At 74.2% G+C, this 12,265-nt stretch carries 11 protein-coding genes; 8 read left to right on the top strand and 3 right to left on the bottom strand.

Annotated elements, in window-relative coordinates; genetic code table 11:
• The first annotated feature begins 5 nt into the window (after positions 1-5).
• From hsaD to ACFYT9_RS06340, 8 genes are read left to right on the top strand one after another with little or no spacing between them, the layout of a single operon-like run.
• Entirely contained in the window at positions 6-875 is an 870-nt protein-coding gene (gene hsaD / locus ACFYT9_RS06375) for a 4,5:9,10-diseco-3-hydroxy-5,9,17-trioxoandrosta-1(10),2-diene-4-oate hydrolase (RefSeq protein WP_389161310.1), read from the top strand.
• A 37-nt stretch (positions 876-912) separates the two neighbouring features.
• Complete coding sequence (locus ACFYT9_RS06370; protein WP_389161308.1) at positions 913-1,806, top strand: VOC family protein; 894 nt, start codon at positions 913-915, stop codon at positions 1,804-1,806.
• Positions 1,794-2,276, top strand: a complete 483-nt coding sequence (locus ACFYT9_RS06365; protein WP_376601136.1) for a flavin reductase family protein — start codon at positions 1,794-1,796, stop codon at positions 2,274-2,276. Before ACFYT9_RS06370 ends, ACFYT9_RS06365 begins: the two co-directional genes overlap by 13 nt.
• Positions 2,276-3,145: a MaoC/PaaZ C-terminal domain-containing protein gene (locus ACFYT9_RS06360; RefSeq protein ID WP_389161306.1), complete on the top strand. Its 870-nt coding sequence runs from the start codon at positions 2,276-2,278 to the stop codon at positions 3,143-3,145. Before ACFYT9_RS06365 ends, ACFYT9_RS06360 begins: the two co-directional genes overlap by 1 nt.
• Before the next feature lie 42 nt (positions 3,146-3,187).
• Positions 3,188-4,858 (top strand): FAD-dependent oxidoreductase, encoded by a 1,671-nt coding sequence (locus ACFYT9_RS06355; RefSeq protein ID WP_389161304.1) that lies wholly within the window; start codon positions 3,188-3,190, stop codon positions 4,856-4,858.
• Positions 4,855-5,640, top strand: coding sequence for a glucose 1-dehydrogenase (locus tag ACFYT9_RS06350; RefSeq protein ID WP_389161303.1), 786 nt, complete (start codon positions 4,855-4,857; stop codon positions 5,638-5,640). Before ACFYT9_RS06355 ends, ACFYT9_RS06350 begins: the two co-directional genes overlap by 4 nt.
• Positions 5,640-6,404, top strand: a complete 765-nt coding sequence (locus ACFYT9_RS06345; RefSeq protein ID WP_389161302.1) for a glucose 1-dehydrogenase — start codon at positions 5,640-5,642, stop codon at positions 6,402-6,404. Before ACFYT9_RS06350 ends, ACFYT9_RS06345 begins: the two co-directional genes overlap by 1 nt.
• Positions 6,401-7,315 (top strand): alpha/beta hydrolase, encoded by a 915-nt coding sequence (locus tag ACFYT9_RS06340; protein ID WP_389161300.1) that lies wholly within the window; start codon positions 6,401-6,403, stop codon positions 7,313-7,315. The genes ACFYT9_RS06345 and ACFYT9_RS06340 overlap by 4 nt, the downstream gene beginning before the upstream one ends.
• 70 nt (positions 7,316-7,385) lie before the next feature.
• Here ACFYT9_RS06340 and ACFYT9_RS06335 read toward each other — a convergent pair whose 3' ends face one another.
• The 3 genes from ACFYT9_RS06335 to argG form a co-directional block, all read right to left on the bottom strand.
• Entirely contained in the window at positions 7,386-9,005 is a 1,620-nt protein-coding gene (locus ACFYT9_RS06335; RefSeq protein WP_389161298.1) for a flavin-containing monooxygenase, read from the bottom strand.
• Positions 9,002-10,564, bottom strand: coding sequence for a FadD3 family acyl-CoA ligase (locus ACFYT9_RS06330; protein WP_389161296.1), 1,563 nt, complete (start codon positions 10,562-10,564; stop codon positions 9,002-9,004). The genes ACFYT9_RS06335 and ACFYT9_RS06330 overlap by 4 nt, the downstream gene beginning before the upstream one ends.
• Before the next feature lie 212 nt (positions 10,565-10,776).
• Positions 10,777-12,225, bottom strand: a complete 1,449-nt coding sequence (argG, locus tag ACFYT9_RS06325) for an argininosuccinate synthase (RefSeq protein WP_376602645.1) — start codon at positions 12,223-12,225, stop codon at positions 10,777-10,779.
• Between the last annotated feature and the right edge of the window lie 40 nt (positions 12,226-12,265).

Genomic DNA, 12,265 nt, shown 5'->3' with positions numbered 1-12,265 from the left:
CGCAGATGACCGCGCCCACGTACGCCTCGACCTCCCGCACCGCCGAGGCCGCCGGACTCACCCTCCATTACCACGAGGCCGGACCGGCGGACCGGCCCGACGCCCCCGTCGTGATCATGCTGCACGGCGGCGGCCCCGGCGCCTCCGGCTGGAGCAACTTCGGGGGCAACCTCCCCATCCTCGCCCGGCAGTTCCGCACCCTCCTCGTCGACCAGCCCTGCTACGGCCGCTCCGACAAGCCCGAGCTCGACCGGGACTACTTCAGCTACAGCGCCCGCGCCGTCGCCGCCCTCATGGACGAACTCGGCATCGAGCGCGCCCACTTCGTCGGCAACTCGCTCGGCGGCGGCACCGCCGTCCGGATCGCCCTCGACCACCCGGAGAAGGCCGACAAGCTCCTCCTGATGGGACCCGGCGGCATCTCCGTCAACCTCTTCGCCCCGGACCCGACCGAGGGCATCAAGCGCCTCTTCGAGTTCAACGCCTCACCCGAGCCGACGAGGGAACAGCTCCGCGCCTTCCTCTCCGTCATGGCCTACGACCAGTCCGTCGTCACCGACGCCCTGGTCGAGGAGCGGTGGGCCTCCGCCACCGACCCCGAGACCCGGCTCGGCTCCGCCCGCATGGCCGCCTCCTTCGCGAACCCGGACTGGGCCGAGGCCACCATGCTCTGGCGCGAGGCCCACCGGATCACCCGGCCCGTACTCCTCACCTGGGGCCGCGAGGACCGCGTCAACCCGCTCGACGGCGCCCTCGTCGCCCTCAAGGCGATTCCCGACGCGCGCCTGCACGTCTTCCCGCACTGCGGCCACTGGGCCCAGACGGAACAGGCCGACGAGTTCAACCGTCTCGCCGTCGACTTCTTCACCCACTGACCCCGCCGAACCCCCTCAGCGAACACAGAGGTTCCCCATGGACATGCGCGCACTCGGCTACCTGCGCCTGGAGACCACCCGCCTCGACGAGTGGCGGCGCTACACCCTCGACATCCTCGGCATGGTCGAGGCACCCGGCTCCACCGACACCACCCTCCTGCTGCGCCTGGACGACCGCGCGTACCGCCTCGCGATCCAGTCCGGCGAGAGCGACCGGCTGCTGGCCGCCGGCTGGGAGCTCGCGAACGCCGCCGCACTCGCCGACGCGGCCGCGGCACTGGAGGCGGCCGGCGTCGCCGTGAAGCACGCCGACGCCGCCGAACTCGCCGAGCGCCGCGTCCAGGGCCTGATCCACCTCACGGACCCCTGCGGCAATCCGCTGGAGCTCTACTGGGGCCAGGCACAGGACCACACCCCGCTCGCCACCCCCTACGGCAACCGCTTCGTCACCGGCGACCTCGGCCTCGGCCACGTCGTCCTGCCGGCCCCCGACATCGAGACCGCCCTCGACTTCTACGAGAACCTCCTCGGCTTCCAGCTCCGGGACTCCATGAAGCTCCCGCCGCAGGCCGTCCCCACCGCGACCGAGCAGCGCGACTTCCACTGGATGCACTTCCTGAGCCCCAACCGCCGCCACCACAGCCTCGGCCTCTACCCCGGCGCCCTGCCCCCCGGCATCGTGCACTTCATGGTGGAGCTGGAGACCCTGGACGACGTCGGCCTCGGGCTCGACCGCATGCAGGCCGCCGGCGTCCCCATCGCCTCCAGCCTCGGCCGCCACACCAACGACCGCATGGTCTCCTTCTACGCCCAGGCCCCCGGCGGCTTCCAGGTCGAGTACGGCTGGGACGGCCTGGTCGTCGACCCCGCCACCTGGGTCGCCAAGGAGATCACCGCCGACAGCGTCTGGGGCCACCAGTGGAACGGCTGATCGACCCAGCGGTCTTCCGCGACGTCCTCGGACGCTTCGCCAGCGGCATCACCGTCGTGGCGGCGCTCGACGGCGGCGAGCCCGCCGGCTTCGCCTGCCAGTCCTTCGCCTCCCTCTCCCTCGACCCCCCGCTGGTGATGCTCGCCGTCGGCAGGTCCTCCACGAGCTGGCCGAGGATCGAACGGGCCGGCCGCTTCTGCGTCAACATCCTCGCCGAGGACCAGCGGACCACCTGCGCCGCCCTCGGCCGCAGCGGTCCCGACAAGTTCGCCGGCGTCCCCTGGAGCGTCAGCGAGCACGGCACCGTGCGGATCGACGGCGCCCTCGCCCACGTCGAGTGCGAACTGCACGAGGTGTACGAGGCCGGCGACCACCACCTCGTCACCGCCCACGTCGTCGCCCTCGACGCGGGCGAGGACCGCAGGCCGCTGCTCTTCTACCGCAGCCGCTACGCCGTCGGAGCCTTCTGATGCCCATCGACCCCGACCAGGCGAAGGCCGCGCCCCCGGTGCGGACCGAGGTCGTCTGGGACGACCGCGCCGTGCGCCTGTACCACCTGGCGCTCGGCGCGGGCGTCCCCGAGACCGACCCGCGCGAACTGCGCTACGTGTACGAGGGCCACGAGGACGGCCTCCAGACCCTGCCCACCTTCGGTGTCGTCGCCGGCGGCACCGGAGGAGTCGGCTTCCAGGTCTTCGAGGCGCCCGGCGTCGACATCGACCTGGCACACGTCCTGCACGGCGGCCAGGAGATCACCGTCCACCGCCCCCTGCCCTCCGCCGCCCGCGCCACCGCCGTCACCCGCCTGACCGACGTGTACGACAAGGGGAGCGCCGCCGTCCTCGTCCAGGAGTCCACCCTCCTCGGCGAGGACGGCGCGCCCCTCCTCACCCAGCGCAACCACGTCTTCGTACGCGGCGAGGGCGGCTTCGGCGGCGACCGCGGCCCCTCCGACCGCCTCCCCGCCCCGGACCGGGACCCCGACCTGCTCCTCGACGTCCCCACGCTCCCCCAGCAGGCCCTGCTCTACCGGCTCACCGGCGACTGGAACCCCCTGCACGCCGACCCGGCCACCGCCCGCCGGGCCGGCTACGACCGGCCCGTCCTGCACGGCCTGTGCACCTTCGGCATGGCCGTCAAGGCCGTCACCGACCACCTGCTCGACGGCGACGCCGCCGCCGTCACCGGCTGCCGCACCCGCTTCGCCGGGGTGTTCCTCCCCGGCGAGACGCTCCGGCTGCGGGTCTGGCACACCGCCGACGGCCACCGGCTGACCGCCACGGCCGCGGACCGCGACGACGCCCCCGTCCTCACCGACGCCCGCGTCACCACCCGCTGAACCGGCCCCGACCGCCGGATTGACTCCCCGAGGGAGAACGCGATGAACAGCACCTGGGACCACACCTACGACGTGGTCGTGGTCGGCTCCGGCGCCGCCGGCATGGCGGCGGCCCTCACCGCCCGGCTGCGCGGCCTCACCGCCCTGATCGTCGAGAAGACCGACGCCTACGGCGGCTCCACCGCCCTCTCCGGCGGCGCCATCTGGGTCCCCGGCAACTTCCACCTGGACGCCGCGGGACTCGGCGACACCCCGGAGAAGGCCCGCGCCTACCTGGACGCCACCGTCGGCGACCGCGTCCCCGACAGCCGCAAGGACGCCTACGTGCGGTACGGACCGCGCATGGTCCGCGAGTTCCACGACCGCACCGACGTCCGCTTCGTCTACACCCCCGGCTATTCCGACTACTACCCCGAGCGCATGGGCGGCTACCCGCAGGGCCGCTCCGTCGAACCCGAGGTCTTCGACTTCACGCGGCTCGGCCCCGAACGGCGCGACACCATGCGCCGCGCCGGACTCCCCACGTACGGCCTCACCATCACCTCCAAGGACTTCCACGACCTCAACATGGTCGGCCGCACCTGGGCCGGCCGGCGCACCGCCCTCAAGGTCGGCGCGCGGGCCGCGAAGGCCCTGCTCACCGGGCGGAAGCCGCTCTCCCTCGGCGAGGCCCTGATCGCCCGCATGCGCCACTCGCTCGACCGCCTCGGCGGCGAGCTCTGGCTCTCCGCGCCGCTCACCGGCCTCGTCCAGGAGGACGGCCGGGTCACCGGCGTACGGGTGCGCCGCGACGGCCGCGACCTCACCGTGCGTGCCACCGGCGGCGTGGTCCTCGCCTCCGGCGGCTTCTCCCACGACCAGGCGCTCCGCGAGAAGCACCTGCCGGCCCCCACCTCCACCGCCTGGAGCGCCGCCGCCGACGGGCAGACCGGCGACGCCCTGGAACCGGCCCTCGCCCTCGGCGCCGCCGTCGACCTGATGGACAAGGTGTGGGGCGCGCCGACCGTCGTACCCCCGGACGCCAAGCCCTTCTTCCTCGTCGCCGACCGGGGGATCCCCGGCATGGTGATCGTCGACTCGGCGGGGGAGCGGTACGCCAACGAGGCAGCCCCGTACCACGAGTTCGTCGACGCCATGTACGCCCACCAGGCCCGCGGCGGCGCCACCGCCGTACCGTCCTGGCTGATCCTCGACGCCACCGCGAAGTCCCGGTACATCTTCATGGGCCTCTTCCCCGGCCAGGCGTTCCCCCGCCCGTGGCGGGAGAGCGGCTTCGTCAAGCAGGCCGCGACCGTGGAGGAGCTCGCCGGACTCATCGGCGCGGCCCCGGAGCGGCTGCGCGCCACCGTGGACCGCTTCAACGGCTTCGCCCGCGCCGGCAGGGACGAGGACTTCCACCGCGGCGACAGCGTCTACGACCGCTACTACGGCGACCCGACGCTCCCCAACCCCAATCTGGCGCCGCTGGAGAAGGGCCCCTTCCACGCCATCCCCGTGCACCCCGGCGACATCGGCACCAAGGGCGGCCTCGTCACCGACGCCACCGCCCGCGTCCTGCGCGAGGACGGCACCCCCGTCCCCGGCCTGTACGCCTCCGGCAACGTCTCCTCCGCCGTCATGGGCGAGACCTACCCGGGCCCCGGCGCGACCATCGGCCCCGCCATGACGTTCAGCTGGCTGGCCGTCAACGACATCGCGGGCGACCCCGCGTGACCGGCCGCCCCGAGCAGGTCCTGCGCGACCGGACGGTCGTCGTCACCGGCGGCGCCCGGGGACTCGGCGCGGCGGCCGCCCGCGCGGCCGCCGACGCGGGGGCCCGCGTGCTCCTGACGGACGTCCGGGAGGAGGAGGGGCGGGCGCTCGCCGCGGAGCTCGGCGACCGCGCCCGCTTCGCCCGGCACGACGTCACCTCCGAGGACGACTGGCACACGGTCGTGGACCTGGCCGCGCACACCTTCGGCCGGGTCGACGGACTCGTGAACAACGCCGGGATCTCCGGTGGTTCGCACACCCTGGAGGAGCAGACCGCGGAGGCGTTCCGCCGGGTCGTCGACATCGACCTCACCGGCGTCTTCCTCGGCCTGCGCACCGTGATCCCGGTGCTCCGGGCGAACGGCGGCGGCTCCGTCGTGAACATCTCCTCCGCCGCCGGCCTGATGGGCCTGGCCCGCACCGCCGGCTACGGGGCCGCCAAGTGGGGCGTCCGCGGTCTCACCAAGGTCGCCGCCGTGGAGCTCGCCGCCGACCGGATCCGGGTCAACTCCGTCCACCCCGGCATGATCCACACCCCCATGACCGCCCACCTGGGCCTCCCGGACGGCGCCGGCGGCTTCCCCGCCGCGCCCCTGGGGCGCGTCGGCACGCCGGAGGAGATCGCCCGCGCGGTCGTCTTCCTGCTCTCCGACGCCGCCTCGTACGTCACTGGCGCCGAGCTCGCCGTCGACGGCGGCTGGACCACGGGACCCGCCCTCACCACACTTCAGGAGGACCGCTGATGCCCGTCGACCTGACCGGGAAGGTCGCGCTGATCACCGGCGCGGCCCGCGGCATGGGCGAGGCCGAGGCCCGCCTCTTCACCGCGCTCGGCGCCCGCGTCGTCCTCACCGACGTGCGCGAGGCCGAGGGCGAGGAGACCGCCGCCTCCCTCGGCCCGGCCGCCCGCTTCGTCCGCCACGACGTCACCGACGAACCCTCCTGGGCCGCAGCCGTGGCCACCGCCCTCGACGCCTTCGGACGGCTCGACGTCCTCGTCAACAACGCCGCCGTCTACTCCACCTCCCCCATCGTGGACGAGGACCCGGCCCGCCTGGACACCCTCCTCCGGGTCAACCTCGCCGGCCCCTTCCTCGGCATCCGCGCCGCCGCCCCCGCGATCCGAGACAGCGGCGGCGGCTCCGTCGTGAACATCTCCTCCCAGGCCGGGCTCCAGGGCATCTGGGGCCACGGCGCCTACGGCGCCGCCAAGTGGGGGCTGCGGGGACTGACGAAGACGGCCGCCCTCGAACTGGGCCCGGACGGCATCCGGGTCAACTCCGTCCACCCGGGCGCCATCGCCACCGCCATGACCGCCCACCTCGGCACCACCCACCACCCCGGCGCCCCGCTCGGCCGGGTGGGGGAGCCCGAGGAGGTCGCACGGCTCGTCGCCTTCCTCGCCTCCGACGAGTCCTCGTACCTGTCCGGCGCCGAACTCGCCGTGGACGGCGGGGCGTCCGCGGGCCGCATGCCCCTCCTCCCCGCGAAGGAGTCCGACGCGTGACCCTCCCCACCCCCGAGGTCCGGGCCGTCATCGACGGGGCCGCCGCGCAGTTCCCCCCGCTCGGCACCACGATGACCGACATCGCCGAGGTCCGCGCCTTCTTCGCCGCCCGCGCCCGGCCCGCCGTGCCCCCGCTCCCCGTCGCCCGCGTCACGGACCGGGACGCGGACGGCGTGCCCGTCCGCGTCTACGAGGGCGGCACCCGGGCGGACGCTCCCGTCGTCGTCTTCTGCCACGGCGGCGGCTTCGTCCTCTGCGACCTCGACAGCCACGACGCCTTCTGCCGGAGCATCGCCGCCGCCACCGGCGCCACGGTGGTCGCGGCCGACTACCGGCGCGCCCCCGAGCACCCCTTCCCGGCCGCCCCCGAGGACGCCTACACCGCCCTGCGGTGGGCGGCCCGGACCCACCCCGGCCGCCGGCTCGCCGTCGCGGGGGACAGCGCGGGCGCCCACCTCGCCACCGTCCTCACCCTGCTCGCCCGTGACCGGGGCGGCCCCCGGATCGCCTTCCAGGCCCTCTACTACCCGATGCTGGACCCCACCCGCTCCCGCCCGTCCCACCGGGAGAACGCCCAGGGCTACTTCCTCACCGCCGACCACCTGCGCTGGTACTGGGACGCCTATCTGCCCGACCCGGCCGACCGCACCCACCCCCACGCGTCCCCGCTCACCCACGCCGACCTCGCCGGCCTCCCGCCGGCCCACGTCGTCACGGCCGGCCTGGACCCGCTGCGGGACGAGGGGATCGCGTACGCCGAGGCGCTCGCCGCCGCCGGGGTGAGCGTGGAGCACCACCACCATCCGGGCATGTTCCACGGTTTCCTCTCCATGGCCGGCGTCCTCCCCGAGGGCGCCGAGGCCCGCGACCGCGCCTTCGCCGTCCTGCGCGCCGCGCTCGACCCCTCCTGACCCGCTCCGCACCCGCGCCCCCGGGCCCACCGCACGGTGGGCCCGGGGGCGCGGTCCTGCCGGGCGCGGGTCACGCCCCGATGAGGTCGAACCCCTCGTACCCCGCCTCCGCCACGCCGGCGATGATCTCCCCGTACACCCCGAAGCCGCCGATGAACGGCATGAACACCCGGGGCTTTCCGGGGATGTTGGCGCCCTGGTACCAGGAGTCCGCCGCGGGGAAGAGCGTCGCCGCGGCCCGGTCACGGCACTCCGCGCCCCACCGCTCGACGGCCTCCTCCCGGGCCTCGATCGCCCGGTAGCCGTGGGCGCCGAGGTGGCGCAGGCACTCCGCCAGCCAGTCGACGTGCTGCTCCGCGCAGAGCACCACGTTGGCCATGACCGACGGACTGCCGGCCCCGGTGAGGCTGAACAGGTTCGGGAAGCCGTCCACCCCGAGCCCCAGGTACGTCCGCGGACCGGCGGCCCAGTCGTCCTTCAGCAGCCGCCCGCCGCGCCCCCGCACCTCGACCCGGTCGAGCGCGCCCGTCATCGCGTCGAAGCCGGTCGCGAAGACGAGCGCGTCCAGCTCCACGAGGGTGCCGTCGGCCAGGACGACGCCGCCGCTCTCGATCCGCTCGATCGGGTTCCCCCGCAGGCCGACGAGGCTCACGTCGGGACGGTTGAACGTGGCGTAGTAGTCCGAGTCCGTGACGATCCGCTTGGTGCCGATCGGGTGGTCGGTGGGCACCAGCAGGTCGGCGACGGCCGGGTCCTCGACCACGGCCCGGACCTTCTCCTCCCAGAACGCGCGCGCCGCCTCGTTCGCCGCCAGGTCGGTCAGCTGGTCGGGGAAGGTCTTGGAGTACAGCACCCCGCCCAGCCGCCACCGCTCCTCGAACGCGGCCCGCCGCTCCTCCTCGGACACCTCGAAGGTCGCCGCCGGGTGGGCCTGGTGCGGCGAGCCGCCGCCGCTGAGCCGGGACAGGCGCCGCCGCTCCGCGTACCCCGCCTTCTGCAGGGCCCGGGTCGCCGCGTCCAGCGGACGGTTGCCCGCCGGGATGCTGTAGTTGGCGCTGCGCTGGAAGACCGTCAGGTGCGCCGCCTGTTCGGCGACGAGCGGCACCGCCTGGATGCCGGAGGAGCCGGTGCCGATGACGCCGACGCGCAGCCCCGTGAAGTCGACGCCCTCGTGCGGCCACGCCCCGGTGTGGTGGACGGGGCCGGCGAACTCCGCAGCCCCGGGTATGTCCGGCCGGTGCGCGGCGGAGAGGCAGCCGACGGCGAACACGCAGTACCGGGCCGACACCGTCTCGCCCCGGTCGGTGCGGACCGTCCAGGTCAGCGCCTCCTCGTCGAGCTCGGCCGAGACGACCGAGGTCGAGAAGGAGTAGCTGCGGCGCAGGTCGTGGCGGTCGGCGACATGGGCGAGGTAGCGCAGGATCTCGGGCTGGGTGGCGTACCGCTCGCTCCACTCCCACTCCTGCTGGAGCTCCTCGTCGAAGGAGTACGAGTAGTCCACCGACTCCACGTCGCAGCGGGCGCCCGGGTAGCGGTTCCAGTACCAGACCCCGCCCACGTCGTCGCCGCGCTCGAAGCCGCGCACGCGGTGGCCGAGCGCGCGCAGCCGGTGCACGGCGTACAGGCCGGTGACACCGGCCCCGACGACGATCACGTCGACGTCGGTGGGGGTGGGGGTGCTGTCGTTCACGATCGTGCTCCTCGTCCGGTGGTGGTGTGCCCCGCCAGCCCTCGCAGCGCCCCCTTGTCGACCTTGCCCGCCGCGTTGTGGGGGAGGGCCGGGAGCGCGTGGAAGGCGCGCGGGGTCTTGAAGTTGGCCAGCCGCTCGCGGGTGTACGCGGTCAGCTCCGCGCCGTCGATGCGGGCGCCCGCGGCGGGGACGCAGTAGGCGACGCCCACCTCGCCGAGCCGCCCGTCGGGCGCGCCGACGACCGCCGCGTCCAGGACGGCGGGATGGGTGCGCAGGACCTGCTCGATCTCGGCCGGGTACACGTTGAACCCCCCGACCACGAACATGTCCTTCAGCCGGTCGGTGATCCGCAGGAAGCCGCGCGCGTCCAGCACGCCGACGTCGCCGGTGCGCAGCCAGCCGTCAGCGTCCACCGCCTCCGCGGTGGCGGCGGGGTCGTCGAGGTAGCCGCGCATCACGTGGAAGCCGCGCGTCAGGATCTCGCCCGGTTCGCCGGGCGGGGCGTCGATCCGCAGCTCGGTGCCCTCCAGGGCGGTGCCGGAGGTGCGGGCCAGGGTCTCGGGGGACTCGTGCGGCGGGCAGATCGCGACCACGCCCGTCGACTCGGTCAGCCCGTACGCGGTGGAGACGGCCCGGGCGCCGAGCCCGGTCCTGATCTCCTCGATGAGCGCGGTCGGGATGTTCGCCGCGCCGGTGACCGCCATGCGCATCGCGCCCAGGTCGTACGAGGCGCGGTCGGGGTGGTGGAGGAGCGAGGTGAAGACGGTGGGCGCGCCGGTGAGGACGGAGATCCGCTCGTCCCGCATCCGGCGCAGGACCGTCTCCGCGTCGAAGACCGCCTCCGGCACGATCGTCGCCCCGTGCAGCAGACAGGCCAGGACGCCCGCCTTGTAGCCGAAGGTGTGGAAGAAGGGGTTGACCAGCAGATAGCGGTCGCCGCGCCGCAGGGTGACCGTGCGGGCCCAGGCGTCGTACACGCGGAGGTTCTGCCCGTGGGTGGTGGGGACGCCCTTGGGCCGGCCGGTGGTGCCCGAGGTGAAGAGGACGTCGGCGGGATCGTCGGGCCGGACGGCCGCCGAGCGGGCGAGCCGCTGCTCCGGCGTCACCTCCGCCGCGCCGGCCAGGAAGTCCGGCCAGTCGCCCGAGTGCAGGGCGACCGTCCGGTCGAGCAGCGGCAGCTCCTCGCCGGCCTCGGCGAGCAGCGCCCGGTAGTCGGTGCCCAGGAAGTCGTGCTCGGTGAGGAGCAGCCTGGTGCGGGAGCGGCGCAGGATGTCGGCGGCCTCGGCCGCCCGGTAGCGGGTGTTCACCGGCACGAGGACGGCCCCGGCGGCCACCGCGCCGAGCGCGGCCACCACCCACCGGGCGCTGTTGGGCGCCCAGACGGCGACCGCGTCGCCGGGGCGCACCCCCTGGGCGATCACCGCGCGCGCCGTCTCGTCGACGCGGTCGCGCAGCTCCCGGAACGTCCACCGGTCCCCGCCGAAGACGAGGGCCTCCTCGTCGCCGTAGGTCTCGGCGGCCCAGTCCGCCAGCCGGGCCAGAGTCTCAGCGCCCCTCATGATCCGTCACGACCTCCTTGCGGGCCCGTCCCGTGCGGGGCGCGGGCGTGCGTCCACGACGGAGGGAGCCTCCCAGGCGGGGGCGGCCCGGCGCAGGAGCCGTTTCCCGCTCACCGGGAAGGCGTGGCGGGAAGGCGCGGGAACCGTGGGAACGACGGAGGAGGGGCGGCCGGGGCCGCCCCTCCTCGGGGTCGCGGGGATCTCGCCGGGACCTAGTCGGTGCCGGTCTCCATGGCGGCGCGGTCGAGCGCCGTCTCCTCGGTGTCGGGGGTCTCGCCGCGGGAGGCGATCGCCTCGGCGCCGCCCTCGGGCATCGAGCCGATGAGGCCGGTGGCGGCGGCCTGCGCGGCGCCGATGGCCGGGCCGCCGGCGCCGATGAGGCCCATGCCGGCGTACTGCTCCAGCTTGGCGCGGGAGTCGGCGATGTCGAGGTTGCGCATGGTCAGCTGGCCGATCCGGTCCAGCGGGCCGAAGGCGGAGTCCTCGGTGCGCTCCATGGACAGCTTGTCCGGGTGGTAGCTGAAGGCGGGGCCGGTGGTGTCGAGGATCGAGTAGTCCTCGCCGCGCCGCAGCCGCAGGGTGACCTCGCCGGTGACGGCGGCGCCGACCCAGCGCTGGAGCGACTCGCGGATCATCAGCGCCTGCGGGTCCAGCCAGCGGCCCTCGTACATGAGGCGGCCGAGCCGGCGACCCTCGTTGTGGTACTGGGCGAGGGTGTCCTCGTTGTGGATGGCGTTGACGAGCCGCTCGTAGGCGGCGTGCAGCAGCGCCATGCCGGGGGCCTCGTAGATGCCGCGGCTCTTGGCCTCGATGATCCGGTTCTCGATCTGGTCGGACATGCCCAGGCCGTGCCGGCCGCCGATGGCGTTGGCCTCCATCACCAGGTCGACGGCGGAGGCGAACTCCTTGCCGTTGATGGTGACCGGGCGGCCCTGCTCGAAGCCGATCGTCACGTCCTCGGTGTCGATCTCGACCGACGGGTCCCAGAAGCGCACGCCCATGATCGGGTCGACGGTCTCGACGCCGGTGTCCAGGTGCTCCAGGGTCTTCGCCTCGTGGGTGGCGCCCCAGATGTTGGCGTCCGTGGAGTACGCCTTCTCGGTGGAGTCCCGGTAGGGGAGGTCGTGGGCGACGAGCCACTCCGACATCTCCTTGCGGCCGCCGAGCTCGGTGACGAAGTCGGCGTCCAGCCACGGCTTGTAGATCCGCAGGTGCGGGTTGGCCAGCAGGCCGTAGCGGTAGAACCGCTCGATGTCGTTGCCCTTGAAGGTCGAGCCGTCGCCCCAGATCTGGACGTCGTCCTCCAGCATCGCCCGCACCAGGAGGGTGCCGGTGACGGCGCGGCCCAGCGGGGTGGTGTTGAAGTAGGCCCGGCCGCCGGAGCGGATGTGGAAGGCGCCGCAGGTGAGCGCGGCCAGCCCCTCCTCGACCAGCGCGGCGCGGCAGTCGACCAGGCGGGCCACCTCGGCGCCGTAGGTCTGGGCGCGCCCGGGCACCGAGGCGATGTCGGGCTCGTCGTACTGGCCGATGTCGGCGGTGTACGTGCAGGGGACCGCGCCCTTGTCACGCATCCACGCGACCGCGACGGAGGTGTCGAGACCACCGGAGAAGGCGATGCCGACGCGCTCGCCGACGGGAAGGGAGGTGAGAACCTTGGACATGGCAATAGTATGCATCAATCCGCATGGCTATGCAATGCCG

This window comes from Streptomyces sp. NPDC004435, from assembly GCF_042873895.1.
In the GTDB taxonomy this organism is placed as follows: domain Bacteria; phylum Actinomycetota; class Actinomycetes; order Streptomycetales; family Streptomycetaceae; genus Streptomyces.
The sequence above is the reverse complement of the archived record's forward strand: the minus strand, read 5'-3'. Positions and strand labels throughout refer to the sequence as shown.